The 26,829-nt window shown below is 67.3% G+C and carries 24 protein-coding genes; 12 read left to right on the forward strand and 12 right to left on the reverse strand.

Features of this window, described 5'->3' with window-relative positions:
* Positions 1-48 precede the first annotated feature (48 nt).
* The 6 genes from DFO47_RS03035 to ssd all read right to left on the reverse strand — a co-directional run bounded on the left by DFO47_RS03035 (position 49) and on the right by ssd (position 4,864).
* On the reverse strand, positions 49-447 hold the full coding sequence (locus DFO47_RS03035) for a TadE family type IV pilus minor pilin (protein ID WP_133830618.1): 399 nt from the start codon (positions 445-447) through the stop codon (positions 49-51).
* A 134-nt stretch (positions 448-581) separates the two neighbouring features.
* Positions 582-962 carry a DUF4244 domain-containing protein gene (locus tag DFO47_RS03040; protein WP_018761836.1) on the reverse strand — a complete coding sequence of 127 codons (381 nt, stop codon included), beginning with the start codon at positions 960-962 and terminating at the stop codon, positions 582-584.
* Between the two features lie 161 nt (positions 963-1,123).
* Positions 1,124-1,732, reverse strand: a complete 609-nt coding sequence (locus tag DFO47_RS03045) for a type II secretion system F family protein (protein WP_109045165.1) — start codon at positions 1,730-1,732, stop codon at positions 1,124-1,126.
* Positions 1,729-2,526, reverse strand: coding sequence for a hypothetical protein (locus DFO47_RS03050; protein ID WP_133830619.1), 798 nt, complete (start codon positions 2,524-2,526; stop codon positions 1,729-1,731). Before DFO47_RS03050 ends, DFO47_RS03045 begins: the two co-directional genes overlap by 4 nt.
* Positions 2,523-3,827: a TadA family conjugal transfer-associated ATPase gene (locus DFO47_RS03055; RefSeq protein ID WP_243835313.1), complete on the reverse strand. Its 1,305-nt coding sequence runs from the start codon at positions 3,825-3,827 to the stop codon at positions 2,523-2,525. The genes DFO47_RS03050 and DFO47_RS03055 overlap by 4 nt, the downstream gene beginning before the upstream one ends.
* Positions 3,824-4,864, reverse strand: a complete 1,041-nt coding sequence (gene ssd, locus DFO47_RS03060; protein ID WP_109045163.1) for a septum site-determining protein Ssd — start codon at positions 4,862-4,864, stop codon at positions 3,824-3,826. The genes DFO47_RS03055 and ssd overlap by 4 nt, the downstream gene beginning before the upstream one ends.
* 260 nt (positions 4,865-5,124) lie before the next feature.
* Between ssd and DFO47_RS03065 the strand changes: the two genes are divergently transcribed.
* Both DFO47_RS03065 and DFO47_RS03070 read left to right on the forward strand, forming a co-directional pair.
* Entirely contained in the window at positions 5,125-6,858 is a 1,734-nt protein-coding gene (locus tag DFO47_RS03065; RefSeq protein ID WP_133830620.1) for a bifunctional 3'-5' exonuclease/DNA polymerase, read from the forward strand.
* Between the two features lie 153 nt (positions 6,859-7,011).
* The gene (locus DFO47_RS03070) at positions 7,012-7,200 is read left to right on the forward strand and encodes a YegP family protein (RefSeq protein ID WP_133830621.1); all 189 of its coding nucleotides are present in this window, start codon (positions 7,012-7,014) and stop codon (positions 7,198-7,200) included.
* 3 nt (positions 7,201-7,203) lie between these two features.
* Here the strand turns inward: DFO47_RS03070 and DFO47_RS03075 are convergent, their stop codons facing one another.
* The 3 genes from DFO47_RS03075 to DFO47_RS03085 form a co-directional block, all read right to left on the reverse strand.
* Entirely contained in the window at positions 7,204-7,881 is a 678-nt protein-coding gene (locus DFO47_RS03075) for a CoA pyrophosphatase (protein ID WP_109045161.1), read from the reverse strand.
* Positions 7,878-8,672: an endonuclease III gene (nth, locus tag DFO47_RS03080; RefSeq protein WP_133830678.1), complete on the reverse strand. Its 795-nt coding sequence runs from the start codon at positions 8,670-8,672 to the stop codon at positions 7,878-7,880. Before nth ends, DFO47_RS03075 begins: the two co-directional genes overlap by 4 nt.
* 83 nt (positions 8,673-8,755) lie before the next feature.
* Positions 8,756-10,132, reverse strand: coding sequence for a hypothetical protein (locus tag DFO47_RS03085; protein WP_133830622.1), 1,377 nt, complete (start codon positions 10,130-10,132; stop codon positions 8,756-8,758).
* Between the two features lie 394 nt (positions 10,133-10,526).
* Here DFO47_RS03085 and acs point away from each other — a divergent pair, with 394 nt between their 5' ends.
* From acs to DFO47_RS03110, 5 genes are all read left to right on the forward strand, one after another.
* A complete protein-coding gene (gene acs, locus DFO47_RS03090) occupies positions 10,527-12,548 on the forward strand; it encodes an acetate--CoA ligase (RefSeq protein ID WP_018761845.1) in 2,022 nt (673 codons plus the stop codon).
* A 205-nt stretch (positions 12,549-12,753) separates the two neighbouring features.
* The gene (locus DFO47_RS03095) at positions 12,754-14,064 is read left to right on the forward strand and encodes an ABC transporter substrate-binding protein (protein ID WP_133830623.1); all 1,311 of its coding nucleotides are present in this window, start codon (positions 12,754-12,756) and stop codon (positions 14,062-14,064) included.
* 89 nt (positions 14,065-14,153) lie between these two features.
* A complete protein-coding gene (locus DFO47_RS03100) occupies positions 14,154-15,128 on the forward strand; it encodes a sugar ABC transporter permease (RefSeq protein ID WP_133830624.1) in 975 nt (324 codons plus the stop codon).
* Positions 15,125-16,039 carry a carbohydrate ABC transporter permease gene (locus tag DFO47_RS03105; protein ID WP_133830625.1) on the forward strand — a complete coding sequence of 305 codons (915 nt, stop codon included), beginning with the start codon at positions 15,125-15,127 and terminating at the stop codon, positions 16,037-16,039. Before DFO47_RS03100 ends, DFO47_RS03105 begins: the two co-directional genes overlap by 4 nt.
* A 55-nt stretch (positions 16,040-16,094) precedes the next feature.
* Positions 16,095-16,886: a DeoR/GlpR family DNA-binding transcription regulator gene (locus tag DFO47_RS03110; RefSeq protein WP_018761849.1), complete on the forward strand. Its 792-nt coding sequence runs from the start codon at positions 16,095-16,097 to the stop codon at positions 16,884-16,886.
* Positions 16,887-16,889: 3 nt separating this feature from the next.
* Here the strand turns inward: DFO47_RS03110 and DFO47_RS03115 are convergent, their stop codons facing one another.
* Both DFO47_RS03115 and DFO47_RS03120 read right to left on the reverse strand, forming a co-directional pair.
* Positions 16,890-17,909, reverse strand: a complete 1,020-nt coding sequence (locus DFO47_RS03115; protein ID WP_109045373.1) for a LacI family DNA-binding transcriptional regulator — start codon at positions 17,907-17,909, stop codon at positions 16,890-16,892.
* A gap of 14 nt (positions 17,910-17,923) precedes the next feature.
* A complete protein-coding gene (locus tag DFO47_RS03120; RefSeq protein WP_133830679.1) occupies positions 17,924-19,126 on the reverse strand; it encodes a Gfo/Idh/MocA family oxidoreductase in 1,203 nt (400 codons plus the stop codon).
* A gap of 182 nt (positions 19,127-19,308) precedes the next feature.
* Between DFO47_RS03120 and DFO47_RS03125 the strand changes: the two genes are divergently transcribed.
* From DFO47_RS03125 to aroQ, 5 genes are all read left to right on the forward strand, one after another.
* A complete protein-coding gene (locus tag DFO47_RS03125; RefSeq protein ID WP_133830680.1) occupies positions 19,309-20,241 on the forward strand; it encodes a sugar ABC transporter permease in 933 nt (310 codons plus the stop codon).
* A 10-nt stretch (positions 20,242-20,251) separates the two neighbouring features.
* A complete protein-coding gene (locus DFO47_RS03130) occupies positions 20,252-21,175 on the forward strand; it encodes a carbohydrate ABC transporter permease (protein ID WP_133830626.1) in 924 nt (307 codons plus the stop codon).
* 82 nt (positions 21,176-21,257) lie between these two features.
* The gene (locus DFO47_RS03135) at positions 21,258-22,598 is read left to right on the forward strand and encodes a sugar ABC transporter substrate-binding protein (protein ID WP_133830627.1); all 1,341 of its coding nucleotides are present in this window, start codon (positions 21,258-21,260) and stop codon (positions 22,596-22,598) included.
* Positions 22,599-22,749: 151 nt separating this feature from the next.
* The gene (locus DFO47_RS03140) at positions 22,750-24,939 is read left to right on the forward strand and encodes an alpha-galactosidase (protein WP_133830628.1); all 2,190 of its coding nucleotides are present in this window, start codon (positions 22,750-22,752) and stop codon (positions 24,937-24,939) included.
* 82 nt (positions 24,940-25,021) lie between these two features.
* Positions 25,022-25,486 carry a type II 3-dehydroquinate dehydratase gene (gene aroQ / locus DFO47_RS03145; RefSeq protein ID WP_018761856.1) on the forward strand — a complete coding sequence of 155 codons (465 nt, stop codon included), beginning with the start codon at positions 25,022-25,024 and terminating at the stop codon, positions 25,484-25,486.
* A gap of 40 nt (positions 25,487-25,526) precedes the next feature.
* On the opposite strand, the gene DFO47_RS03150 is transcribed toward aroQ, so the two are convergent.
* Positions 25,527-26,711 (reverse strand): MarP family serine protease, encoded by a 1,185-nt coding sequence (locus tag DFO47_RS03150; RefSeq protein ID WP_133830629.1) that lies wholly within the window; start codon positions 26,709-26,711, stop codon positions 25,527-25,529.
* Positions 26,712-26,829: the final 118 nt, after the last annotated feature.

Genomic DNA, 26,829 nt, shown 5'->3' on the forward strand with positions numbered 1-26,829 from the left:
CTGGGCGGCACGCGCGGGCCTTTGCTGGGAGGCGCGTTTCCATCCCCGTCACCGGTTGCCCTTTCCATCGGTCAGGCCGATGCAGTTGCGGGTCCCGTCTGCGCCACCGGTTCCCGGCGACTCACTCCGCGTCGACGCGCGTGCGGTGAGGGTCCACGGAATGGACGCTCCCAGGGGTCCGGACACATGGTCGGTGACGGTGATGCTGAACCATTCGCCGTCGGCCGCAATGGACGCGGCCGCCGAGTCGCCGGCAAGGGTCCTGACTGTATGTTGCACGGCGCCGGGGTCTTCGCCCCGGGCCAGGGCCCGCGCCCCGGCGCGGGCTCCTTCTTCGATCCGCAGTTGCGTCATACCTGCGGCAACTCCGGCCAGCAGCATGGCAAGCAGCGCCAGTACCGCCGGCAGCGCCACGGCGAACTCTGCTGTGACCGCGCCCCTGGCCATCCCCCTTGGCGACACATCGGCAGTGCCCGGTACATTGTGTTTGTGCGGCGCATGGGGCGGGTCCTGCGAACTGGTGTTGCCCGCGGCCTGGCGTTTGTCCGGCGAACGGGTCCTGCCCGGCGCATGGGGGCCGGTCACGGCAACGCCAGCGCGGTCCGGATCAGGTTCAGCAGGAAGCCGCGGACTTCATCACTGCGAAGGATGAACACGAGCAGCCCGGCGAAGCCGACAGCGGCCAGGGTGGCGATGGCATATTCCGCCGTGGCCATACCTGCCTCAGAGCCCAGCAGCCCGGCCCTGCGCCGGTTCCCATGCCGGAATGGATCCGATCCCGGGTAAAGCTCAACGACATTGCCGTCTGCGGCCGCTGCGCCATGCCTGGCAGAAGCGATGGGCGCGGAAGCGTGCCCGGTACCGCCGGTGGCGAACCCTTGACCGCCGGGTGAGGTGCCGGCCGTGGCGGAGTCGGCGAGCGCAGGGGTTCCGGCGGAGCAGCGGTGGTGGTGGATGGACATGTGTTTTCCTTTCGCGGGTCTGCCGGGGTGTTTCCCGGCTGTCTCGACTCTTCCCGCCGGCGCTGCGGCCGGTAAGGGGTGGGGTGGGCTAAGTGGAAAAGCCGGGCCGCCGCCAGCTTGTGGAGGAAAGGACAGAGGCGCCGGGGTACCCGGGCGGAGGCCTAGGAACCGGATGGAACCAGGGCAAGCAGCACCGGGACGACGCCCAGGCAGATGAAGGCCGGCAGCGAGCAAAGGCCCAGCGGGACCACCAGCTTCACGCCGAGCGACGCGGCGCGTTTTTCTGCGGCACGGAATCTCTCCCGCCGAAGCCTTGCAGCCTGCGCATACAGGATCGCGGACGAGGGTGCGCCGGTCAGCGCGGCAAACCCCAGGGCATCCCGAAGCTCCAGGACCTCCGGGAGCCGTACCGCAGAGCTGCGCCACGCCGTCTCCCAGTCGGCGCCGATGGCCAACGCGGAGACCACAGGACGCAGCGAGTCCCGGTAGTGGGGGGCTGCGGAAGCGGCCACCAGTTCCAGCGATCGCCCGATTCCGGCGCCGGCATCCAGCATCGCCGCCACGAGTTCGAGCATCATGGCCGTGTCCTTAAGGCCGCGGGCACAGCGGTTTTCGGTCCGCGCAGCCGCCTGGGGGTGGTTCTCCCGCGGGGTGTCCAGGTTAAGCTGCCGCAGGCGTTGGCGTGACCGGCTGCGGCCCGAGCACGACAACCAGGCAGCCATGGCGAGGAGCAGGAACAGGGCCGGCCCGTGGCCCCATTCCGGCATCATGGCCCTGACTCCGCGGCGGCCGAAACGAGCCGGGCGGACCATACCCGGCCGGCCAGGGTGAGGACTACGCCGCCTGCCAGCGCTGCCAGTCCCAGCGGAGTGCCCAGCAGCGTGGCCACCGGATCGACCCCCAAGGCTGCGCCCAGGCCGAGTCCCATCAACGGAAGCCAGGTCAGCAGGCGGACCGTGGCCTTAGGCCCGGCGAGGGCCGTCTGCCTGGCGGCGTCGGCGTCCTCAGCGGCCTCCAGCTGGGCCGCGAACCTGGTCAGCACGTCAGCGAGCGGGCATCCGCTGGCTTCAGCGATATCGAGGCAGGCCGCCAGCTCGGACCATGTTGCGGCTTCACGGTCCCGGCCCGTGAACGCCGTGGGAAGCACCCGACGGATGGCCTCGGACACGGGAGCTCCGGTAGCCGCGGCTGCACGCGCTGATGCGAGGACTGTGGTTGACCCCCTCGACAGTACGGGCCGGTCGGGGCATGCGGCATCCTGGAGCCGCTTCGCCTGGCCGCCGGGGACGCCGTACACGGTCCACAGTTCATCCCACAGCCGGGCGGGCGTCCTTCCGCCCCTGAGCAGCGCCGCCAGCTGCTGCACCACCAGGGTCAGGCCCATTCCGCGTTTACCGACAGAGCCGCGGCCGGCGCGCCGGGACCACGGCACCATCGTGCGCCTGGGGGTTCGTTGCGCACCCGTGGAATTCCGCGCCACGGAACGCAACCTCGCCGGCGCACGCAGCGGCGGTTTGAGGAGCAGCGCGGCGGCGCAAAGGAGCGCCACCAGGAAGAGTGTCACAGGGCTTCCCCGGAATCCAGCCCCAACCGGGCTGCCAGCGCAGGCCACGCCGGGCCCGGCTTTCCGGATTCCTCGACGGCCGGCACCACGCCAAGGCCCTCGGGACCGTCTGCGAGGAGTCCCACACAGAGGACTTCCCTGCCCCGGGGCGTCCGGCCGAGGTGGATGACCACGTCCAGCGCGCTGGCCGCCTGGAGCCGCACGGCCTCCGGTCCCAATCCGGCGAGGGCCCCGAGTGCTGTGAGCCTGGCCGGGACCGCCGTTGCGGTGTTGGCATGGATGGTTCCGCCGCCACCGCTGTGGCCGGTGTTCATCGCGGTGAGGAGCTCGCGCACTTCGGGCCCCCGGCACTCGCCCACCACCAGGCGGTCCGGGCGCATGCGCAGGGCCTGCCTGACGAGTTCCCCCAGGTCCACGGCTCCCCCGCCTTCAAGGTTTCCATGACGCGATTCAAGGGCCACCACGTGCGGGTGGACCGGGTTGAGCTCGGACGCATCCTCGATCAGGACGAGGCGTTCGTCCGGCGCACACAATCCCAACAACGTGGACAGCAGCGTGGTCTTGCCGGAACCGGTGGCCCCGCTGACCAGGAAGCTTAACCTCCTGGCCACCACGGCCTCCAGCACTGCCTGCACCCGCGCGCCGAACATTCCGGCGGCCCGAAGCTCCGCCATGTTGAACACCTGCTCCCGGCGGATCCGGATGCTCAGGAGCGTCCCGGACGTGGAAACCGGCGGCAACACGGCGTGGACACGGTAGCCGCCGGCAAGCCTTACATCGACGCACGGCGAGCCGTCATCCAGGCGACGGCCACCTGCAGCCACAAGCCTGCCGGCCAGTGCCCGCACCTGGGCTTCATCGGCGAACCGGACGGAAACCCGCTCGATGCCATGTCCCCGGTCCACCCAGACAGAACCCGGCTCGTTCACGAAAATGTCCGTGACGGCCGGATCCCGGGTGAGTTCCTGAAGCGGGCCCAGGCCGTTGAGTTCGGCGCTGATCCGCTCTACTGCTGCCAGCGAACCGGCGGTACCCAGCAGCTTGCCGGTGGCCTGGACCGCCGCGGCAACCCGTGAGGGCGTCACGGCCCCTGCCTCGGCCATCATCGACTCGCGGACCGACTCCAGCAGGCCGGCGTCCACTGCCCTTCCGGTCCCTGCTGCATCCCGCGACCGCCAGGAGCGGCCTGCCTGGTTGGTTTCCAGGATCCGGGCACTCCGCCGGGCGCCGGCGTTTCCTTGCGCCGCCCCGCTGCCCGGATCCCGCCCAATGATTCCGGGAGTTCCCTGCGGGTGCCTCATGCCACGTCCCCCGCGTACAGGTCATCGCCCAGCCAATCGAGGGCGGCGGCGGCGAAGCGCCGGATGTTGCGCCGCTTCCCCAAGTCCAGCAGGCGGCCCGCTTCCGTGGCACCTGGTACGGCGCGCAGTTCAGGGATCCTGCCATGCACCGGCAGCCCGACGGCGTCGGCGATCAGCGAACTGTCCAACGCGGCGCCCGAACGCCCGCGGACCAGCAGTGCCGCCTCGACCGGGGGAAGCTCCTGGAGCAGTCGCACGGTTGCCACCGCAGCCTTGAGTTGGGCCGGGACCACCACCATGATCCGGTCGCAGTCCCACGCCACCGTGGTCAGCGGCCCTGCACCCCGCCCCACATCGACCACCACCAGTTCGTAGCCACGGCGGGCGGCGTCGAGGACCCCGGCCATGGCAGCGGCGGGGACCGGCAGGGGTTGCTCCCGGGTGGCAGGCCACGAGAGGAAGGACAACCCTCCCGCCGCAGGCAGGGAATCCACCAGCTGCACGGGGTCGATGCTGCCCCTGGCCTCGGCGAGGTCCGGCCAGCGGAGGCCAGGATTGTCCTCCGCGGCGAGCGCAAGTTCAAGTCCCCCGCCCCAGGGATCGCCGTCAACCATCAGGACGCGCACACCGAGCCGGGCGGCTGCCTGCGCAATCCAGATGGCAGCCGTGGTGGCCCCTGCCCCGCCGCACCCGCCCGTGATGCCCAGGACCACTCCACCCGGACCCGGTGAGCGGGACCGGCTAAGGTGGTCTGCCAGCCAGGCCGCGGCGTCCGGCAGTACGGCAACGCGTTCCGCCCCCAGGGCGGCGGCGAGGTGCCAGAGGCTGTCCCCTTCACCGTCCAGGCCAACCATGACCGCCGGCGTGCGTCTGCGCGGCGGCAGTTCCCGCACATCGCTGCCCACAAGGACTGCTGCCGCGGTATCCCAGTGCCGCCCGGCTTCGACGGCATCGGGGACAACACGCAAGTGCGCCCCCGCGGCCGCCACGATGCGCTCCACCTCGGAACGCAATACCCCGGAGGCGGTGACCAGCAATACTTCACCGGACCCATCCGGCAGCCAGGCCGCGCCTCGTACGTCCCTCCCATCGGCTGAACCAACAGTCGGGCCTGCTTCCCCGTCCGGCGGCCGCCGCGAAGGTGCCCCGGAATGTCCCGGGCCGGACCGGGGTGCGTTCAGCTGGTGCCTGCTCATGGAGCCACTCTGTCCACATCCCGACCCGTGGAGTAGGCAGGAAATCCTGTATGTGGACAACGTGCGTCGGGGCAGCTCCGCGGACAGGGCAGAATTGGAGCATGTACCTGCTGCTCGCCGCCCATTCCCGCGGCGCGGTACTCCAGCAACTGACGCAGGCGGGACATCCCGAACCGGCCAACCCGGAACCCCGGTCCGTGGCACTGACGGACCTTGCCGCCGTCGTCCGCGACCTGGAAGCCCGGCGCCCCGGCGGCCAGCCGCCCCGCTGGATTTGGCACCGGACGCAGGACTGGTATCCGGCACTGCTCAAATCCGGGGTGGAGGTGGAGCGTTGCTATGACGTCAGCCTCTGCGGCAACATCCTGGCCTTTTCGCAGTTCAGCGCGCACACGGAGTATGCCCGGAACACGGACCGGGTCCCCGTGGAGGATCCGATGCTGCCCCCGAAGGCACTGCTGCCGCCGCGTCCCCCGGCGGACCAGGGCGCATTGTTCGAAGACCCCAACGCCGGTGCCGCGCCCGGCGTGTCCCTGGACGAGCTACGAGCCGAATACTCGGCCCAGCAGGCCGCCATGGCTGCGGTGGACACGGCGGAAAACCGCCGGAACCGGCTCCAGCTGCTGCTGGCGGCGGAGTCAGCGGGCGCCATGGTGGCTGCGGAGATGCAGCATACTGGCGTCCCCTGGCGCGAAGACCTGCACGAACACATCCTGTCAGGCCACCTGGGGCCCCGGCCCGCCGCCGGACAGCGTCCGCCCAGGCTCGAAGCGTTGGCGGCGGAACTGCGTGGCCTGCTCAACGCTCCCGGACTCAATCCGGATTCGCCGCAGGACTTGATGCGGGCCCTGCACCGCAACGGAATCGAGGTGAAGAGCACCCGGAAATGGGAGCTGAGGGAGTCCAGCCACCCGGTCATTGAGCCGCTGCTGGAGTACAAGAGCCTGTCGCGGCTGCACACGGCCAACGGTTGGTCCTGGTTGGATGCCTGGGTGGACGGCGGCCGGTTCCGGCCGGAATACGTCGTGGGTGGCGTGGTCTCGGGCCGCTGGGCTTCCCGCGGCGGCGGCGCCCTGCAGATTCCACGCCAGGTCCGCGGTGCCGTGCACGCCGATCCCGGCCACAAGCTCATCGTTGCGGACGCCTCGCAGCTCGAACCCCGGGTTCTGGCGGCCCTCGCACAGGACTCGTCCATGGCGGAAGCGGCCCGGGACCAGGACCTCTATGCCGGCATTGCCGCCAAGGGATTCGGCGGGGACCGGGCCAAGGCGAAGATGGCGCTGCTGGGCGCAATGTATGGTGCCACGTCCGGTGAAGCAGGCCGGCTGATGCCGCAGCTGGCGCGCATCTATCCCCGCGCCGTCGACTTCGTGGAGCGGGCTGCACGTGCGGGCGAAGCCGGTGGAACGGTCACTACCAGGCTGGGCCGGAGCAGCCCTCCCCCGTCCGAGCGCTGGTACCAAAGCCAGCGTTCGTCGACAGCGGAGGAGCAACGGCGGGCTGAGTCGATCGCCCGGTCACGGGGCCGTTTCACGCGGAACTTCGTGGTCCAGGGCTCGGCGGCGGACTGGGCGGCGTGCTGGCTGGCGGAATTACGACGACGGTTGCGCACCTTGCGGGCTGACGGCGCGGTGGGGAGCGGGGCCGGCCGGCCCGAGCTGGTGTTCTTCCTCCACGACGAAGTGATGGTGCACGCGCCGGCAGGGCGGGTGGAGGCGTGCATCGCCGCCATCGAGGAAGCGGCCAGCGCCGCCAGGGAACTGTTGTTTGGCCCAATACCGGTGGAGTTTCCGGTGAGCCTTGCCGTGGTGGATTCCTACGACCGTGCCAAATAGGTCGCCTGAGGTTCGGCAAAAAACACGCCTTTGAGACGCAAAGTAACCTACCGGGCGGTAGCTCGACGGGTGCGGTGACGGCGGTTACAGTCAAAATGGCTGAAGCAGATCCGGTCACTGATGCAACGACGCATACCAGGGAGGTCCCCGTCCATGGCGGGAAGATTTGAAATACACCGTGTTGGGGACGAGTCCTACCGGCTGCGGCTTACAGACGCCGAAGGGAATGTCGTCGCGGTTTCTCCGACTTTTCCATCCCTGACGACGCTGCGGGACGGCATCAAGGCAATGCGGGAGAATGCCGCCACGGGCATTGTCGTGGACTTGCGCCGGCAGGCCTGAGGCCTAAACCGCTACCGGGTGCAGCCGGTTCCGGTCCCACGGGACGGACCAGCCGAGCTGGTCGAACAGCCCGCTGAGCACAATGCCGGTGAACCCCCATACCAGCACGCCGTTGACGGTGAAGGCCGGGCTGTCGAACGTGCGGCCTGCCCGGTGGACGGTGGCCATCACCCGGTTGTCGGGGTCCAGCAGGTCCCGGACCGGGACGCGGAACACTTGGGCTGATTCACCGTAGTCCACCACCCGGACCGGCGACGGAGCATGCCACCAGGCGAGGACCGGCGTCACCAGGAAGTTGCTGTGCGCCAGGCCCAACTCCTGGAGGGTGCCCAGGACCTCCACGCCGGCCGAGTCCAGCCCGGTTTCCTCCTCGGCCTCCCTCAGCGCAGCCGCCACGGGTGTCTCGTCCCGGTCGATGCTGCCGCCGGGGAACGCCACCTGCCCCGGGTGGGACCCCAGGGTATGGGCCCGTTCCAGGAGAAGGACGTCCAGGTCGGCCGCGGCCAACGGCTTGCCGGACGCCGCGGGGACGTCGTCGAGCACGCCGAAAAGCATGAGGACGGCTGCCCTGCGGGCGCGCTCTACATCCACGGTCAGCGCCGCCCAGCGCGGGTCAGGGGGGCCGGCGGTTCCCGATTCGGCCTGCCGGACCAGCCTGGCGAGGTCTTCGCGCGCGCTCACGGGGTCCTCACCTGGGACGCCATCCGGATCTCGGCGGCCCGGTGCTGCTCTGACAGGTACTGCTCCAGCAGGGCTTCGCTGCCGGGCGCCAACTCATATTTCAGGAGCTTGGCTGCCTTGGCCGGGTCCGTCTCTCCCATGCCATAGGAGGGGCACCAGTTGGCCACGGGGCAGGCACCGCAGGCCGGCTTGCGGGCGTGGCATACGCGCCGGCCGTGGAAGATGACCCGGTGGGACAGCATGGTCCAGTCCTTGCGCTCCAAGAGCCTGGCCACGTCCTGTTCGATCTGTACGGGATCCTCGGACTGCGTCCAGCCGAACCTTTTGGTGAGGCGGGCGAAGTGGGTGTCCACAGAGATGCCCGGGACGCCGAAGGCGTTGCCCAGGACTACGTTGGCCGTCTTGCGTCCGACGCCGGGCAACGTGACCAGGTCCTTCATCCGGCCCGGAACCTCGCCGTCGAAGTCGTCCACAAGGCGCGTGCACAGCGCAAGGACGTTCTTGGCTTTGGCACGGAAGAATCCGGTGGGCTTAAGGATGGTTTCCAGCTCCACCGGATCCGCTTCCGCCAGGGAACGGGCGTCAGGCCAGCGCGCGAACAGCACTTTGGTGACCTGGTTGACGGTGACGTCCGTGGTCTGGGCGGACAGCACGGTTGCCACGAGCAGTTCGAAGGGGTTGCGGAAATCGAGCTCCGCGTGGGCGTAGGGGTATTTTTCCGCCAGCGCCTTGTGGATGCGCCGCGCCCGCCGTTTCAGTGCCAGCAAGGATTCTGCCGGGACCACGGGCATGCCGGGAACCTGGTCTTTGTTCGCGGTTTGCCCGGCGGGGTCGTTCCCGCCGGGCATGGCCGCACGGAGCCCGGCCATGGGCGTCAGCCGCGCTCGATGTTGCTGAGGTCGCGCAGGATGCCCAGCCGGCCGTCAGTGTGCTGGACCAGGAACTCGTGTCCCCGGTCTTCCAGTGCCAGCACCCACCCGCCGGGTTCGATGACGAAGGCAGGCGCCCCGGTCCGGGGATCAAAGGCGGTGCGGTGCTGCGCCACGGCAAACCAGAAGGCCTCGTGGGCAGGCTGTGCGTCCGCCTCGTCGTGGCGGGCAGTGGGGTCCACGGTTGCGCCGATGGGCTCTTCGGGCCGGACCTGCTGGTGCACCGCGGTGGCGGCCGGTGGCTCCCAGGCCGGCTGCGGGGCACCCGCCGCCGGAGCAGCGGCTGCGCGCGTTTCCTCCGCCGCGGGCGTCGCTGCGGGACGGACGACGTCGGCTGCCTGGGTTTCCTCCGCCGCGGGCGTCGCAGCAGGACGGACGACGTCGGCTGCCTGGGTGGGCGGCCCGGCATCCACCTCGCGGGTACGGTCCAAGACCTCCGGTGCGGTGGACACCGGAGTGGAGGATGCCGGCGCGGAAGGAGCAGGTGCCGAGCCGGAAGGAGCAGGGGCAGGCGCTGCAGCAGCCGAGGCGGGCACGGCGGCCGTGGCGGGCGGCTGCCCGCTGCCGGCAGGTTCGTGGCTGGCGCCTCCCGGCTGGATCGCGGATGACCCGGCGCCTCCGCTGCCAAAGACGCCTGCACCCTTGAGTCCGAACCCGGTCTTGGACTGGGCGGAGCCGGACTCCGGCTTTGCTGGCTTGGGGGCGCGGGGCTTCCGCACCGGCACAGCGGCTTCGCGCGCCACGATATGGGCCGGTTCATCGGCCCGGCCTTTGAAATCACCGGCGAGGTAGGGGATGAAGCGGCCGAGGACCGTGGCGGCGAACAGGACGAGGGAGCCGATCAGGCCCACCAGCAGGCTGGTGGCATAGGCGCCGGCAACCGACAGGAAGAAAAAGGCGACGGCGAAGGAGGCCACTACCGAGGCGAACTGGTCGATAGACAGCGACCCCACCCGGATTTTAGTGCCCGGCACCAGGCGGCGTGCAGCGAACAGCGCGCTGGCGATCAGCGGCAGGATGATGCCCAGCCCCAGGAAGAACAGGTTGTTGAGGTTCCACAGGTTGTAGCGGGCGCCGAACAGTGGCAGCAGGGATGCGACGAAAAGGATCAGGGTGCCGGCGAAAACTGCAAGGTCGCGTACCGTGAACGGACCGAGCACTGCCTGGTTGGCGTTCGGGTCAATCTTCCCCGCGGCCGCCTTCTGAGCTGCAGCGGTGCTGCCGGCAGGGTTTTGGTTGCCTGGTCCCCCGGCTGACCCGGAGCCGCCGGGTCCCGCTTGGGTGTGCGGGGCCGTTCGCTGGCCGAAGCTCTGCTGGTTCATTCTGCTCTCCTTAGCGTGGCGGCACCGGGCCCGTGCGGACCCGAAAACTGTGCCGTCTTGACATGCGGTCCGGCTCCGGCCCGGCACGGTCCATGCCTGGCCGGAGCGGTCCGAAGTGAAGTCACAATTCCATCTCAGCCTAGTCAACAGCCAAGCTGATCACTAGCTGGCACAGGGCCGCCGGAGTGGCCTGCACACCATTCACCGCTTAACAAATGCCGTTCGCTGGCGCATCTGTGACGGCGGGCACATTGGGTCCGCGGCAAGCATTAGGCTTGGTTGCGGAACAGCTCTTTGCGGTATGTCCGTCCCGGCTGGAGCCCAGTGCCGCGCCAACGGCGGGCCCTGCGGTGATGGCATCCCGCGGCGACGATCGATGAATGATGAGGTTCATATGTCCCAGGACACCCCCAGCTCCACGGCCACGGTTCCGTCGGATTCCGCCCCGGCCGCAGCCCAGTCCGGCCAGCAGGGTGACGCTTTCGCGAACCTGCTGCACGAGACCCGGGCCTTCCCTCCCAGCGCCGAGTTTGCAGCCGGTGCCGTCGCCACGGCAGCCGAGTACGACGATGCCAACGCGGACCGGCCGGCGTTTTGGGCGAAGAAGGCCCGGGAGCTGCTGACCTGGTCCAAGGACTTCACGCAGGCGCTGGACTGGTCTGATCCGCCGTTCGCGAAATGGTTCGTTGGCGGCGAAATCAACGCCGCGTACAACGCGTTGGACCGGCACGTGGAGGCCGGCAACGGTGACCGGGTGGCCATCCATTTCGAGGGTGAACCCGGCGACACCCGCGCGTACACCTATGCGGAGCTGACCGAAGAGGTGAAGAAGGCGGCCAACGCTTTCGAGTCCTTGGGCGTTGCCAAGGGTGACCGGGTGGCGGTGTACCTGCCGATGATCCCGGAGGCCGTGATCACGCTGCTGGCATGTGCCCGGATCGGCGCGGTGCATTCGGTGGTGTTCGGCGGTTTCTCGGCCGAGGCGCTCCGCTCCCGGATCGACGACGCCGAGGCCAAGCTGGTGGTGACCGCTGACGGCACCTACCGGCGCGGCAAGCCCAGCCCGCTGAAGCCGGCCGTCGACGATGCCCTGGCCCACGACGGCCACACCGTGCAGAACGTGGTGGTGGTCAAGCGCAACGGCCAGGACGTGGACTGGCACGAGGGACGGGACCACTGGTGGGCGGATACGGTGGGCGCCGCGTCCGCGGAACACACCGCGGTGGGCCACGATTCCGAGCACCCGCTGTTCATCCTGTACACCTCAGGGACCACAGGGAAGCCCAAGGGGATCCTGCACACCACCGGCGGGTACCTCACCCAGGGCGCATACACGCACAAGGCCGTGTTCGACCTGCACCCCGAAACGGACGTCTACTGGTGCACGGCCGACGTCGGCTGGATCACCGGCCACTCGTATGTTGCCTACGCCCCGCTCATCAACGGCGCCACCCAGGTCATCTACGAGGGCACCCCGGACTCCCCGCACCAGGGCCGATGGTGGGAGATCGTGGAAAAGTACAAGGTCTCCATCCTCTACACCGCCCCTACCGCCATCCGCACCTTCATGAAGTGGGGCGCCGAGATCCCGGGCAAGTACGATCTGTCCTCGATCCGCGTCCTGGGCTCGGTGGGCGAGTCGATCAACCCCGAGGCCTGGATGTGGTACCGCAAGGTGATCGGTGGGGACAAGGCGCCGATTGTGGACACTTGGTGGCAGACAGAGACCGGCGCCCAGATGATCGCTCCGCTGCCGGGTGTCACCGCCACCAAGCCCGGCTCGGCCCAGGTCCCGCTGCCCGGCATTGCCGTGGACGTGGTGGACGAGATGGGCCAGTCCGTTCCCGACGGCCACGGCGGCTTCCTGGTAATCCGCGAACCCTGGCCATCCATGCTGCGTGGCATCTGGGGGGACCCCGAGCGGTTCAAGGACACGTACTGGTCCCGGTTTGAAAACATGTACTTCGCCGGGGACGGGGCCAAGAAGGATGAGGACGGGGACATCTGGCTCCTGGGCCGGGTGGACGACGTCATGAACGTCTCCGGGCACCGGCTCTCCACCACGGAGATCGAGTCCGCCCTGGTGTCCCATCCCGCCGTGGCGGAGGCCGCCGTCGTGGGCGCCTCGGACGAGACCACCGGCCAGGCCGTCGTCGCGTTCGTCATCCTCCGCGGCGATGCCGTGAACAACGGCGATGCCACCGTCCAGGAACTGCGCAACCATGTGGGCAAGGAAATCGGCCCGATCGCCAAACCAAAGAACATCCTGGTGGTCCCCGAGCTGCCCAAGACCCGATCCGGGAAGATTATGCGGCGCCTCCTCAAGGACGTTGCGGAAGGCCGCGACCCGGGTGACGCCACCACGCTTTCCGACCCCACGATCATGCAGCAGATCGCGCAGTCGCTCAGAAAGTAACACTGGCTTAGCATCGAGCCGGGAACCATCGGACGGCCCCGTTTCCCCCGCCATCACGGGGAAGACGGGGCCGTCCGCATTTGTGACGATTCAAAAAAATCGATGCGCAAAATGTTATTTACCGTTCTTCCATGTTCGCTTTTGCGAGGTTATAGTCAGCGTATGTGAGGTGCCTCACACGCGGCTATTTTTCAAGGGAGAGAACATGGCTTCACAGTTTGATGCGTCCGCCACCGCATTTCCGAGCAGGCGGACCATCCTCAAGACGGTCGGCGTAGGAGCGGTTGGCCTGGCCGGCATCCCGTTCCTCGCCGCCTGCACCGGCGGGAGCGCACCGTCGGCAACGGGGTCGGAATCCTCCGGCCTCACTTTCGGCTCCGGGTCCTCGGACGACGTGCCCAAGCGCGCCTACCAGGCCGTGACGGACGCTTTCACCGCCAAGACCGGCAAGACGGTCACCACCAACGTGGTTCCCCACAACGATTTCCAGAACAAGATCAACTCCTACCTGCAGGGCTCCCCCGACGATGCATTCACCTGGTTCGCCGGTTACCGGATGCAGTACTACGCGGGCAAGGGACTGCTGGCACCTATCGACGATGTCTGGCAGACCGTCGGCGCCAACTATTCGGACGCCTTGAAAAAGGCGTCCACCGGCCCTGACGGGAAGATGTACTTCGTTCCGAATTACAACTACCCGTGGGGGTTCTTCTACCGGAAGAGCCTCTGGACCGAAAAGGGCTACCAGGTACCGGCAACGTTCGATGACCTCAAGGCGCTGGCCACGAAAATGAAGGCTGACGGGTTGATTCCCATCGGCTTTGCCGACAAGGACGGCTGGCCGGCCATGGGCACGTTCGACTACATCAACATGCGGCTCAACGGGTACCAGTTCCACGTGGACCTCTGCGCCCACAAGGAGTCCTGGGACCAGAAGAAAGTCAGTGACGTCTTTGACACCTGGAAGGCACTCCTGCCGTTCCAGGACCCGGGAGCCCTGGGCCAGACCTGGCAGGACGCCGCAAAGGCTCTGGGGGAGAAGAAAACCGGGATGTACCTGCTTGGTTCCTTCGTCACCCAGCAGTTCACCGACCCCACGGTCCTGGCCGACATCGATTTCTTCGCTTTCCCCGAGATCGCCATGGAAGGCAGGGACTCTGTCGAAGCCCCCATCGACGGACTGCTGTTGTCCAAGAAGGGCGGGGACAACAAGGCAGCCCGCGACTTCCTTGCGTTCCTCGGCACACCGGAGGCGCAGAATGCGTACGCCAAGGTGGACTCGTCAAACATCGCCACCGCCAAGGGCGCAGACACTTCATCGTTCACGCCCCTGAACAAGAAATGTGCCGACACCATTGCGGGTGCGAAGAACATCAGCCAGTTCTTTGACCGCGATGCGCTGCCGGCCATGGCCAACAACGTGATGATTCCGGCCCTGCAGACGTTCATCAAGGACGGCACCATGGACGTCAAAAACCTTGAGGCCCAGGCCAAGACGCTGTACGCAGCGCAGTAGTTCCGCCCACGGAACGGCGACGGCGGCGCTTGGCGTGCGCCGTCGTCGTTCCCCCTCCTGCATCCGGACCAAGCAAGGGGAAGAATCCCATGAGCAGCACCGCACAAGAATTGATTCCGCCGGAGTCCAGGGACCCGATCGGAGCGCCCACGAAGCGGCGGCCCGGGCGCGGCCGGGTACGCCGCCTGTCCAGCCGGGACAAGCTGGTCCTGGCCCTGATGGTGGGGATTCCCACCCTGATTGAACTGATGCTGGTCTGGCTGCCCATGCTGATGTCCGTCGGGCTGAGCTTCACCCGCTGGAACGGCCTGGACCTGGCCGACCTCCGCCCGGCCGGCACCGACAACTACCAGTTCATCACACAGGACTACCCGCCGTTCTGGCCCGCGGTGCAGCACAACATGCTGTGGTTGCTGTTCCTGGCCCTCATCGCCACCCCGCTGGGCCTGCTGCTGGCCGTACTCCTGGACCAGAACATCCGCGGCAGCAAGATCTACCAGAGCATCTTCTTCGCCCCGGTCATGCTGTCCCTCGCCCTGATCGGTATCATCTGGCAACTGTTCTACCAGCGTGACAACGGCCTGCTGAACTTCATCCTGGGAACGGCGGGGACGCCGCAGGCTGTGGACTGGTTCGGCGATTCGTCCGTCAACATCTGGGCCGCCATGATCGCCGCAACCTGGCGCCATGCCGGCTACGTCATGCTGCTCTACCTGGCCGGCCTCAAGGGCGTGGACCCCAGCCTGAAGGAAGCCGCAGCCATCGACGGCGCCTCCGCCACGCAAACCTTCTTCCGCGTGGTCTTCCCGGCCATGCGGCCGATCAACATCGTCATCGTGGTCATCACCATCATCGAGTCCCTCCGCGCCTTCGACGTGGTGTACGTGATCAACCGCGGCACCAACGGCCTGGAAATGCTCAGCGCGCTGGTCATCCAGAACCTCGTGGGCGAAGGCCAGGTGATCGGCGTGGGCTCCGCGCTGGCCGTGGTCCTGCTGGTGATTTCCCTTGTCCCCATCGTTTTCTACCTCAGCCGCACCTTTGGCAAGGAGAACAGAGCATGAGCAATGTTGCAGCCCGGCCCCGGCCGGTTCCCGCAGGCGCCGGAACCCGGTCAGGGAGCCGCCCCAAGCGGCACTACGGGACCCACATCTTCCTGACCATCATGGCCATCATGTGGCTGGTCCCGCTTGGCTGGTCCGTCTTCACCGCGCTCAGGCCGGTGGCCTCCACCAACCAGTATGGGTACTTCAGCCTGGCCGGCGCGTTCAACTTCGACAATTTCATCCAGGCCTGGACGCAGGGCGGGTTTTCCACCTACTTCTGGAATTCGGTGATCATCACGGTCCCGGCCGTGCTGCTCACCCTGTTCCTCGCCTCGCTTATGGCCTTCGCCGTGAGCCGGGTCAGCTGGAAGTTCAACATCACCCTGCTGATCATGTTCACCGCAGGCAACCTCCTTCCCCCGCAGGTCCTCGCCGCGCCCCTGTTCGAGATGGCCAAGCACCTTACGGTGCCCTACTCGTTCAGCGATTCGGGGAACATGCTCAACACCTACATCATCGTGATCGCCGTGGACACGGCCTTCCAGATGGGGTTCTGCACGTTCGTGCTGTCCAACTACATGAAGGCGCTGTCCGCAGACCTGACCGAAGCGGCGCTGGTGGACGGGGCGGGCATCTGGCGGCAGTACAGGGAAATCATCCTGCCCCTGTGCCGGCCGGCGTTCGCCGCCCTGGGCACGCTGGAAGTCATCTTCATCTACAACGACTACTTCTGGCCCCTGCTCTTCATCCAAAGCGGCAACCGCCTCCCCATCACCACCGCCATCAACAACCTCCAGGGCCAGTTCCTGAACAACTACAACCTCCTGGCGGCTGGTGCGGTCATCACCGTCATCCCCACCCTGATCATCTACCTGCTCCTGCAGCGGCAGTTTGTGGCGGGGCTGACTCTTGGTTCCAGCAAGGGGTAGGCAAAGATGGAACGTGAACGGGACACCGCTCCCTTAGCCGCCCGAAAGGAACTCCATGCTTCCCGCAGCACGTCACCAGGCCATCGTGGACGCCGTCCAGCGGGAGCGGGTGGTCCGTGTGTCAGACCTCGCCCACCAGCTGGGTGTCTCGCTCATGACGGTCCGGCGGGACATCGAGCTGCTGGAGGAGGGCGGCCGGGTGGAGCGGATCCACGGCGGGGCCAAGCTCCCCGGCGGTGCAACCACCCATGAGCCCGGCTTTGAACTGAAGTCGACCCAGCTGCCGGCCGAGAAGCGCGCCATTGCGGCCGAGGCCGCGCGGATGGTGCATGAGGGCATGGCGGTGGGCCTCAGCGCCGGCACCACCACCTGGGCGCTGGCCCAGGAACTGGCCAAGGGGCCACGGATCACGGTGGTGACCAACTCCGTGCGCATTGCGGACCTGTTCCACCACGGGGCCGCTTCCGGGGCTGCCCGCTACGGTTCAACCGTGATCCTGATCGGGGGCGAGCGCACGCCGTCGGACGCCCTGGTGGGGCCGATTGCCACCGCGGCACTGAAACAGCTGCATCTGGACTTGCTGTTTTTGGGCGTGCACGGCATGGATCCGGAAGCAGGATTCACCACTCCCAACCTCCTGGAGGCGGAGACCGACCGGGCCTTCGTGGCGGCGTCCCGGAAGCTGGTGGTGGTGGCGGACCACACCAAGTGGGGTACGCAGGGCATGAGCACCATCGCCGCGCTGGAGGAAGCGGACGAGGTCATCAGTGATGCCGGCCTCAGCGCGGACGCCCGCCGGATCCTGCAGGAGAGCGTCAGCCGGCTGCGGATCGCTGCGCCGGCCTAGCTCCTACGGGCAGCCGCAGGACTGGCGGATGCGCAGCGTAGTGGGGAAGATCCGGTGCCGCGGTTTCCCGCCGCGGCCGGCTTCCAGCAGCGCCCCGACGGCGGCTTCGGCCATGGCCACCACCGGCTGCTCCACGGTGGTCAGCGGCGGCCAGGAGTATTCCGAGTCCGCCGATCCGTCAAAGGACGCGATGGCGATGTCGCCCGGAACCGAGAGGCCCGCCTCGTGGATGGCGCGGAGGAGTCCGATGCCCTGCATGTCGGACGTGGCAAAGATGGCGGTGGGCCGGTTCACCGATGCCAGCAGCCGCTGCCCGGCGGTATACCCGCCCGGCCTGGTGAAGGCGCTGTAGGCGATGGGGCCTTCCGGCAGGCCTGCCTCCTGGAGCGCCTCGCGCCAGCCCAGTTCGCGGCCGTCGGTGGAGCCGGAGACGTTGGTGCCCATCGCCAGCCCGATATTGGTGTGCCCATGGCCGATTAGGTGTTCCACCGCGATCCTGGCTCCTGTTGCCAGATCCACGCCGACGCTGTTGAACCCGGGCGCATCGCGCTCCTGGTTCAACAGCACCGCCGGGATGTCCGCGGTCTCCAGGACTTCAAGGTCCGGTTCGAAGAGGACGCTGGCGAGCAGCACCCCGTCCACCTGCCGGGCGGCGAGGTTGCGGACGTTCCGCCGCTCCTTGGCCAGGTTCCCGTCCGAGTTGCTCAGGACCAGGGCATAGCCAAGGGCGGCGGCCGCGTCCTCCACCGCGTGGGAGAACAACGAGAAGAAGGGGTTGGCGATATCCGGGACAATGAGCCCCAGCGTCTCGCTGGACCCCAGCTTGAGCGCCCTGGCAGCGGCATTGGGCCGGTAGCCGAGGACGCGGATGGCGTCCTGGACTTTGGCTTCGGTGGCGGGGGCCACCTTCTTGGGACCTCCGTTGACCACGTAGCTGACGACGGCGGTGCTGACGCCCGCGAACCGGGCAACATCCTTGCGCGTCACCGGCCCGCGCGGGGACGGCACAGCCGAAGTGGTCATGGAGTACATGCTAGCTACCAGGTGGCGGGCGCGTCGCCGAAGTCACGGATGGGCAGCCGCGCGCCGTTTTGCCGTGCCGATTCGTGGGCCACGATCCCGGGAAGCGTGAACCGGGCGGCAACCCAGGCATTAACGGGCGGCAGCGAGCGGTTGTTCACCGCGGTGACGAAGTCGTCCACCAGGAAATGGTGGCTGCCCTCATGCCCGTTGGGTGCGCCGTGGAACTCCGCGGGCAGCCGTGCTGCGTCGTGCACCGGGGCGAGTCCCGACACGAAGGCGTCCCGGAGTTCGGGGGCGACGTTGGCCAGCGACGGATCGTCCAGCGGAATGCTGGGCCGGGTTTCCATCTGTTCGGAGATGTCGTGGACGTCTTGTTTGTCCTGCCACACGGTGACCTTGGCGAGCTGTTCGAAGCTGGCCTCGGTGCCGAAGAACCGGAACCTGGATTCGCGGATGTGGGAGGGGTAGCCCACCCGGCGCATTTCGTTGGTGCGCATGGCGCCGCCGTCGTTCAGTTCGAAGAGCGCGGTGGCGTTGGAAAGGTCGTTGCCGAACATGCTGACGTCCTTGTCGAAGACGCCGTCGTTCCGCTGGTCCCTGACCCCGACGCAGCTGACGCTGACGGCATGTGCCGGAAGGGCCCCGAGTACGCCGCCGATCGCGTGCGTGGGGTAAAGCATGGGCGGGTAGCTGGCGGTTTCTTTCCACCGCTCGCCGCCGCTGTACTGGTAGGCGTCGTAGAACCCCAGGTCCATGTCGTGGACGTAGTCGCCCTCGGAGTAGAAGACCCTGCCGAATTTGCCGGCAGCGTGCTGCTCGCGGGCATAGACAGTGGCGGGGTTGTAGTAGCTGGTTTCACCCATCATGTAGACGTTTCCGGTTTCCCGGACGGCGTCGATGATGCGGGCGATTTCCGCTTCCGAGACTGCCATGGGAACGGCTGAGTAGACGTGCTTGCCGGCGCGGAGCGCCCGTTCCACCAGGGGGCCGTGGGTCCAGCGCTGGGTGAAGATGGCAACGGCGTCGACGTCGGAGGCCAGCACGGCGTCGAAGTCCGCTTCCTGCCCCGCCAGGTTGTACCGTTCGACGGCCTCGGCCGCACGTTCCGGGCGCTCATCGGCCACGTAGACGGCGTGGACACCGGGGTGCAGGTTGAACAGGTGCGCGAACTGGGAGCCGAACTGGCCCGCGCCCACGATGCCGATCGAGAACGTCATTGTCATGCCTTTCATCAGGGAGGTACCTGAGTCTTACATCACTTTCTACTCGAGTCAATATCCGTAAATCGGACAAAACTCCATGAAGTTAGGCGGAAATTGACCTCTTGCCACCCTCATATCTACTCGTGTAGATTGTCTCGCAGCCTGTTACTTCCATCACAATCAGGAAAGGGTCGATGATGACCACCCTTACCAGGAACGCCAGCCCGGCAGAGCACGCAGTGCACCGGCCGCTGAAGCGCCGGGGACAAAGTGACCTGAAGATCGCGCTGTTCTTCATCGCTCCCGCCATGATCGGATTTCTCGTCTTTTACCTGGTGCCGACGCTTCGCGGCATCTACCTCAGCTTCACCGAATACAGCATCCTCGGGGACCCCACGTGGATCGGCACCGCCAACTACGAGGCAATCGCCAAAGATCCCCTGTTCTGGAACGCCCTGGCGGTCACCTCGCAGTACGTCCTGATCAACATCGTCCTGCAGACCGCACTGGCCCTGGGACTGGCCCTGCTGATGCACCGGGTGGCCAAGTCAACCTGGATCCGCGGCGCACTCCTGCTGCCGTACCTGATGGCCAACGTGATCGCCGCCCTCCTGTGGTTCTGGCTCCTGGACTACCAGATCGGCATCGTCAACTACCTCATCGAATCCATCGGCCTGCCCAAAGTGGCGTTTTTCGGCAGCGAGGAATGGGCCATCCCCACCCAGGCGCTCATCAACACATGGCGGCACATGGGCTACACAGCGCTGCTGCTCTTCGCCGGCCTGCAGTCCATCCCCCACCATGTCTACGAGGTGGCCAACCTGGATGGCGCCTCCCCGTGGCAGACGTTCCGCAAAATCACGGTGCCGCTGCTGCGTCCCGTCCTGGTCCTGGTCCTGATCGTCACCGTCATCGGCTCCTTCCAGGTCTTCGACACCGTGGCCGTGACCACCATGGGCGGCCCGGTCAACGCCAGCCGGGTGCTGCAGTTCTACATCTACCAAAAGGCCTTCACGGAATCGGACTTCGGATACGGCTCCGCCCTGGCAGTCATCCTCTTCGTCATCCTCGCCCTGGTGGCCTTCATCCAGATGAAGTTCCTCAAGGGCAACGAATCAGACCTGGACTAAGGACACTTCCATGACCACCGCAAAAGTTTCCGCCCCTGCCCGGCCCGCCGCCCGCCGTCGTCCGTTCAACTGGCGCCGCGCCGCCGCCTGGGCCCTCGTTGCCCTCGCAGTCGCCGTCTCAATCCTCCCGTTCTACTGGATCCTGCGGACGGCGCTGTCCACCAACGGATCCCTTGCCGGCAACGCCACCAACCTGCTCCCGGCCGACTTCAACCTGGGCGCCTTCAAACGGGTCTTCGGCCTGCAATCGCCCGAGGAAGCTGTCGCCGAAGGCGGATCCGGCGCCCAGATCGACTTCTGGAGCTACCTCCGCAACTCCGTGCTCTTCGCCTCCATCACTACTACCGGGGCCGTGTTCTTCAGCGCCATGGCCGCCTACGCGTTCGCCCGGCTGCGGTGGCGGGGACGGAACCTGGTGTTCAGCCTCTTCCTGGCCACCATGATGGTGCCGCCCATCTTCACTGCACTGCCCAACTTCCTGCTCATCAAGAACCTGGGCCTGCTCAACACCCTGGCGGGCCTGGTACTCCCCTACATCTTCATGACCCCGTTCGCCATCTTCTTCCTGCGGCAGTTCTTCCTGAACATGTCCCGCGAGGTGGAGGAAGCGGCCATGCTCGACGGCGCCAAGCACCTTCGGATCTTCTTCCAGATCATCCTGCCCAACGCCGCAGCCCCCATCGCCACGCTTGCCCTGCTCACCTTCATCGGCCAGTGGAACGAGTACTTCTGGCCGCTGCTGGTGGGCCAGGACGAATCCGTCCGCGTCCTCACGGTGGGCCTGGGCGTCTTCAAATCCCAGTCGCCGCAGGGCGCGCCCGACTGGTCCGGGCTGATGGCAGCCACCCTGGTCTCCGCCCTTCCGGTCCTGATCCTGTTCGCCGCGTTCGGCAAGAAAATCGTCAACTCCATCGGCTTCTCCGGCATCAAGTAACCGCCTTTCCGCGTAACCCACCCGTCCCATCCCGGCGCCGGGCCATGGCGGCCTGCCCGGAAGCACTGTGAAAGGAACACCCATGAAAAAGAAAGCACTCACCTCCCTCGCCGCAGCAGCGGCCGCTGTCCTGGCGCTGTCAGCCTGCGGAGGCGGCGGATCCGCCGAGGCCGGCAAGGGCGAAATCAACTACTGGCTGTGGGATGCCAACCAGCTCCCGGCGTACAAGCAGTGCGCCGACGACTTCCATAAGGCCAACCCGGACATCACCGTCAAGGTCACCCAGCGCGGCTGGGACGACTACTGGGGCACCCTCACCAACGGCTTCGTGGCGGGCACCGCCCCGGACGTCTTCACCGACCACCTGGGCAAGTACCCGGAATTCATCAAGAACAAGCAACTGCTCGCCCTTGATGACGCCGTCAAGAAGGACAACATCGATACCGGCATCTACAACTCCGGGCTCGCGGACCTCTGGGTTGGCCAGGACGGCAAGCGGTACGGTCTGCCCAAGGACTGGGACACCATCGCCCTGTTCTACAACACCAAGCTCGCGGCCGACGCCGGCGTCACCCCCGAACAGATGGCCAACCTGAGCTGGAACCCCCAGGACGGCGGCACGTACGAAAAGACGATCGCCCACCTGACCGTGGACAAGAACGGCAAGCGCGGCGACGAAGCCGGCTTCGACAAGAACAACGTGGCCGTCTACGGGCTCGGGCTCAACGGCTCCGGCTCGGGCCAGGGCCAGACCGAGTGGAGCTACCTGACCGGAACCACCGGCTGGACGCACACGGACAAGAACCCGTGGGGCAAGCACTTCAACTACGACGACCCCAAGTTCCAGGAAAGCATCGACTGGTTCGCCGGGCTGGTGGACAAGGGCTACATGCCGAAACTTGAAACCACGGTGGGCGCCAGCATGGCGGACACCTTTGCCGCCGGCAAGTCCGTCATCAATGCCAACGGTTCGTGGATGATCGGCCAGTACACCGGCTACAAGGACGTCAAGGTGGGCATCGCCCCGACGCCCAAGGGTGTCGACGGCAAGCGCGCCAGCATGTACAACGGCCTGGCGGACTCCATCTACGCCGGCACCAAGAAGCCGGAGGCCGCCATCAAGTGGGTGGAATACCTGGGCTCCGCAGCCTGCCAGGACGTGGTGGCTGCCAAGGCCGTTGTCTTCCCCGCCATCAAGACCTCCGCCGACAAGGCAGTGGAAGCGTTCAAGGCCAAGGGCGTTGACGTGACCCCGTTCAGCCAGCAGGTCAAGGACGGCACCACGTTCCTCTACCCGATCGCGGACAACGCCGCCAAGGTTGACGGCATCATGAAGCCGGCCATGGACGCCGTGGTATCCGGCAAGGCCAAGGCCAGCTCCCTCACCCAGGCCAACGACCAGGTCAACGCCCTGTTCAAGTAACCCCTCCAACGTGGCTGCGTATGTGGTCGCAGCCACCGGCCCGGGCGCCGCCGTCCTCCTCCTCGCGGCGGCGGCGCCCGGCCACCCCTTTCCGGATTTCCCTCCTGTGCGTAACTTAAGACGCAACGCTGAACACTGAAAGAGACCTCCTATGGATCCCCTGTACCTCCGTTCCGCCGGCACCAGCCTGCTGATCAGCTTCGACAGCGGGGAGGCCGAGGTCATCCATTGGGGCGCGGACCTGGGCGCGGAGCTGCCGGACCTGGGCTTCCTGGCCGGACCCATCGGTCCCTCTTCGGTCGACGCGCGCGTACCGTCCGCCCTGCTCCCCCAGGCGTCCTCCTCGTGGCGCGGCCGCCCCGCCCTGCGCGGGCACCGCATCACCGGCGACGGCTCCGGCTTCGACTTTTCCACCCGCCTCCGCGTCACGTCCGCCAATGCCGAGGGCCGCACCGCCACGATCGGCCAGGCCGACGCCGACGCCGGCATCAGCGTCTCCACCTCCCTCACGCTGCACGACGGCGGCCTGCTGGAACTGCGCCATACCGTCACCAATGACGGCACCACCCCGTTCCAGGTGGACGAGCTGGCAACCGTCCTCCCGGTGGCCCCCGACGCCGTCGAACTCCTGGACCTCACCGGCCGCTGGTGCCGGGAACGCCACCCGCAACGGCAGCGCATCCAGCAGGGCACCTGGGTCCGGACCGGCCGGCACGGCCGCACCGGGCACGACTCGTCACTGATCTTCGCCGCAGGCACCGAGGGCTTCGGCAACCGGCACGGCAAGGTGTGGGCGACCCATCTGGCCTGGAGCGGCAACCACGAACAGTTCGCGGACACCATCGGCGATGGCCGGACCGTGATCGGCGGCTCGGAGCTGCTGGGGCCGGCCGAGGTCATCCTCGAACCGGGTGCCGGGTACACCACGCCGGCCCTGTTCGCCGCCTACTCCGCCCACGGCCTGGACGGCATCAGCGAGGCGTTCTACGGCTGGTTCCGTTCCCGGCCGCACCATGTGCTGCCGGCCGCCTCCACAGGGCTGCCGGCCGGAAAGCCGCGCCCGGTGGTGCTGAACACCTGGGAGGCAGTGTATTTCGACCACAACCTGGACACGCTGGTCGAGCTGGCTGATTCCGCGGCGGACCTTGGCGTGGAGCGCTTCGTGCTCGACGACGGCTGGTTCCGCGGGCGCCGCGACGACCACGCCGGGCTGGGCGACTGGTACGTCGACGAGACGGTGTGGCCGGACGGCCTGGCCCCGCTGATCGACGCCGTCACCTCCCGTGGCATGGAGTTCGGCCTGTGGGTGGAGCCGGAGATGGTCAACTTGGATTCGGACGTTGCCCGTGCACATCCGGACTGGATCGTGGGTCCTTCCGCCGCGGCGCACAAGGACGGCGGTCGGCTGCCCCTGGAGTGGCGCAACCAGCACGTCATCGACCTGGTGAACCCGGAGGCCTGGCACTACGTGTTCGACCGGATCTCCGCGCTCCTGTCCGGCAACAACATCAGCTACCTGAAATGGGACCAGAACCGCGACCTCGTGGAACACGGCCATGCGGGCCGGCCCTCCGTCCACGAGCAGACCCTTGCTGCGTACCGGCTGTTCGATGAACTCCGCAAGGCCCACCCCGGCGTCGAAATCGAGAGTTGCTCGTCCGGTGGCGCCCGCGTGGACCTGGGCATCCTGGGGCGGACCGACCGTATCTGGGCCTCGGACTGCAATGACGCGCTGGAGCGGCAGACCATCCAGCGCTGGACCGGCCTGGTGGTCCCGCCCGAGCTGGTGGGCAGCCACATCGGGCCCACCACCTCGCACACCACCGCCCGGACCCACGATCTCTCGTTCCGGGCCATTACTGCCTTGTTCGGCCACTTTGGGATGGAATGGGATGTCCGGGGTGTCCAGGGCAAGGAGCGGGAAGAGTTGCGGCGCCTGGTGGGGCTGTACAAGGAACACCGGGACCTGATCCACAGCGGGCTGCCGGTCCACGCAGACCTCGCCGATGACGCGTTCCAGTTGTACGGCGTGGTGGCTCCCGCACCCGTTGAAGGCGCGACGGCGGCGCTGTTCGCCGTCGTGGGCATGCGCACCTCGGCGTCCGAGACCCCCGGCAGGATGGGCGTTCCCGGTTTGGACGGGGAGCGCAGCTACCGGGTGGAGGCCGTCTTCCCCACACCGGTGGACGCCGACTACGCCCACACCTTCACCCAGGTCCAGCCCCCGGCCTGGCTTGCAGGCGGCGCGGTTGCCAACGGACGGTTCCTCGCCGAAGTGGGGCTGCCCATGCCCATGTTGAACCCGGAGCACGCGTTGCTGTTCAAGGTCACGGCCCTCTAGCAGCTGCTATGGGCCCGCTGCCCGCCGCCCTCACCAACGTAAGAATGCGCGGCGGGCAGCACCAACCGATAGATTTGCAGGCATGACTGAAGCCTCCTCCACCGTCGAAGCCGGCCGCGGCACCATCCTCGTTATCAACGGCCCCAACCTGAACCTGCTGGGCACCCGGGAGCCGGAGAAGTACGGCACCTCAACCCTCGCGGACGTGGAGCAGCTGGCAGCCTCCGCCGCCGCCAAGCACGGCTTCGCGGTGGAGTGCGTGCAGTCCAACCATGAGGGTGTCCTGCTGGATGCCATCCACGCGGCCCGGGGCGCCGCCGCAGGAATTGTCCTCAATGCCGGCGCCTTCACGCACACGTCCGTGGCGCTCCGTGACGCCCTGGCTGCCGTGCAGCTGCCCGCCGTCGAGGTGCACATCACCAACGTGCACCAGCGGGAGGAGTTCCGGCACCACTCGTACCTGTCCCCGGTATGCGCCGCGGTGATCGTGGGCGCCGGCGTATTCGGCTACAAACTCGCCATCGACTACCTGGCCGAGGTCCTGTAGCCGGCAGCCCTGGTTCTGAGCGGCCTGGCTTCCGGCAGCCCTACTTCTGGATGCACTGCCCGGAGGAGACGGGCGCGGACAGGGTGGGCGCCTCCTGGGCTACCGGGTTCAGGTCGCTCATGGTGATGGCGAATCCCACTTCCGCGTCCGAAGTTGCCTTGGCAAAGATCACCCCGGCCACCTGGCCGTCGGTGGTCAGCAGCGGGCCGCCCGAGTTCCCCGGCTGCACGTCCCCCGCCAGGCGGTAGATGTCTTCCGGTGACGGGTTGTTTCCGTAAATGTCCGGCACCAGCACGGTGGCGATGTCCTGCACCGTGGCCGGCTTGGACTGGAACGGGCCGCCGTGGGGGTACCCGGCGAAGGCGGCCTGGCTGCCGCCGGGCAGGTCGCGGCTCAGCGGCAGCGGCTGGGACGGCAGGTTGTCAACCGCCAGGACGGCCAGGTCCCGCTTGGTGTCGAAGTAGACCACGCGCCCCGGCATCGCGCCGCCGTCGGGCATCTCCACGACGGGCTGCGACACGCCCGCCACAACGTGTGCGTTGGTGACCACGCGGCCCTGGGACACCACGAACCCGGTGCCGGTCTGGTTCTGGCCGCATTCATACGCCGTGCCGGCGATCCTCAGGACCGACTGGGCGGCCTGGTTCAAAGCCGGAGTGTTGGTGCTCGCGCTGGGCACCTGGACCGGCTGGCCCTGGTCCAGCCCTTCGAACAACGTGGGGATCCCGTTGCCGATCACCGTGGACCGCAGCTCCGCCATGGTCGCCTTGACCGGGGTGGGCGTGAGCCCGTCGATGAACCGGATCACCTTGGATTCAGCCAATTGCTGCGACACGACCGGCACGCCCAGGGAGCTGACGCTGAAGGCCAGCATGGACATCACCAGCGCGGACACCACCAGGTTCAGGGCCCCGCCCACCAACCGGTCCACGGCACGCAGCGGCCGGATCCGCATGGCGCCGCGGACTTGCCGGCCCACCATGGTGCCCAGCCCGTGGCCCAGGGCCATGAGGACGACGGCGGCAGCAATGATGGCGGTCAGCCTCCATCCGGAGTCCGGAACGAAGGTGCTGACCAGGGGGACGGCGAAGAACGCCGCGACGGCGCCGGCCGCGAAACCGGCCAGGCCGCCGACCGTGACCAGGAAACCATTGCGGAGGCCGTAAACCAGGTATGACAGCAGCGCCAGGATCAGGACGAGGTCCAGGACAGTCAAGCCGACCACAAAGGCTCCTTATTAAACAGTTGAACCCCCATTCTAGTGGCGGACACTGACAAACTTCTGTGGGCTTCAACGCCCTCCCATTGACCCGGATCCGGTTGTTCACGGGCGTTTCGGCTGC

Source organism: Arthrobacter sp. AG258 (assembly GCF_004364695.1).
In the GTDB taxonomy this organism is placed as follows: domain Bacteria; phylum Actinomycetota; class Actinomycetes; order Actinomycetales; family Micrococcaceae; genus Arthrobacter.

What these genes read in the sequence shown, in the direction of transcription:
- aroQ (WP_018761856.1), top strand. Translation starts at nt 25,022, where the DNA reads ATGACTGAAGCCTCCTCCACCGTCGAAGCCGGCCGCGGCACCATCCTC.
- DFO47_RS03095 (WP_133830623.1), top strand. Translation starts at nt 12,754, where the DNA reads ATGGCTTCACAGTTTGATGCGTCCGCCACCGCATTTCCGAGCAGGCGG.
- DFO47_RS03070 (WP_133830621.1), top strand. Translation starts at nt 7,012, where the DNA reads ATGGCGGGAAGATTTGAAATACACCGTGTTGGGGACGAGTCCTACCGG.
- DFO47_RS03105 (WP_133830625.1), top strand. Translation starts at nt 15,125, where the DNA reads ATGAGCAATGTTGCAGCCCGGCCCCGGCCGGTTCCCGCAGGCGCCGGA.
- DFO47_RS03115 (WP_109045373.1), bottom strand. Translation starts at nt 17,909, where the DNA reads ATGACCACTTCGGCTGTGCCGTCCCCGCGCGGGCCGGTGACGCGCAAG.
- DFO47_RS03125 (WP_133830680.1), top strand. Translation starts at nt 19,309, where the DNA reads ATGACCACCCTTACCAGGAACGCCAGCCCGGCAGAGCACGCAGTGCAC.
- DFO47_RS03065 (WP_133830620.1), top strand. Translation starts at nt 5,125, where the DNA reads ATGTACCTGCTGCTCGCCGCCCATTCCCGCGGCGCGGTACTCCAGCAA.
- DFO47_RS03110 (WP_018761849.1), top strand. Translation starts at nt 16,095, where the DNA reads ATGCTTCCCGCAGCACGTCACCAGGCCATCGTGGACGCCGTCCAGCGG.
- DFO47_RS03100 (WP_133830624.1), top strand. Translation starts at nt 14,154, where the DNA reads ATGAGCAGCACCGCACAAGAATTGATTCCGCCGGAGTCCAGGGACCCG.
- DFO47_RS03120 (WP_133830679.1), bottom strand. Translation starts at nt 19,126, where the DNA reads ATGACGTTCTCGATCGGCATCGTGGGCGCGGGCCAGTTCGGCTCCCAG.
- DFO47_RS03055 (WP_243835313.1), bottom strand. Translation starts at nt 3,827, where the DNA reads ATGAGGCACCCGCAGGGAACTCCCGGAATCATTGGGCGGGATCCGGGC.
- DFO47_RS03040 (WP_018761836.1), bottom strand. Translation starts at nt 962, where the DNA reads ATGTCCATCCACCACCACCGCTGCTCCGCCGGAACCCCTGCGCTCGCC.
- DFO47_RS03140 (WP_133830628.1), top strand. Translation starts at nt 22,750, where the DNA reads ATGGATCCCCTGTACCTCCGTTCCGCCGGCACCAGCCTGCTGATCAGC.
- DFO47_RS03035 (WP_133830618.1), bottom strand. Translation starts at nt 447, where the DNA reads ATGGCCAGGGGCGCGGTCACAGCAGAGTTCGCCGTGGCGCTGCCGGCG.
- DFO47_RS03045 (WP_109045165.1), bottom strand. Translation starts at nt 1,732, where the DNA reads ATGATGCCGGAATGGGGCCACGGGCCGGCCCTGTTCCTGCTCCTCGCC.
- acs (WP_018761845.1), top strand. Translation starts at nt 10,527, where the DNA reads ATGTCCCAGGACACCCCCAGCTCCACGGCCACGGTTCCGTCGGATTCC.
- DFO47_RS03135 (WP_133830627.1), top strand. Translation starts at nt 21,258, where the DNA reads ATGAAAAAGAAAGCACTCACCTCCCTCGCCGCAGCAGCGGCCGCTGTC.
- nth (WP_133830678.1), bottom strand. Translation starts at nt 8,672, where the DNA reads ATGCCCGTGGTCCCGGCAGAATCCTTGCTGGCACTGAAACGGCGGGCG.
- DFO47_RS03130 (WP_133830626.1), top strand. Translation starts at nt 20,252, where the DNA reads ATGACCACCGCAAAAGTTTCCGCCCCTGCCCGGCCCGCCGCCCGCCGT.
- DFO47_RS03085 (WP_133830622.1), bottom strand. Translation starts at nt 10,132, where the DNA reads ATGAACCAGCAGAGCTTCGGCCAGCGAACGGCCCCGCACACCCAAGCG.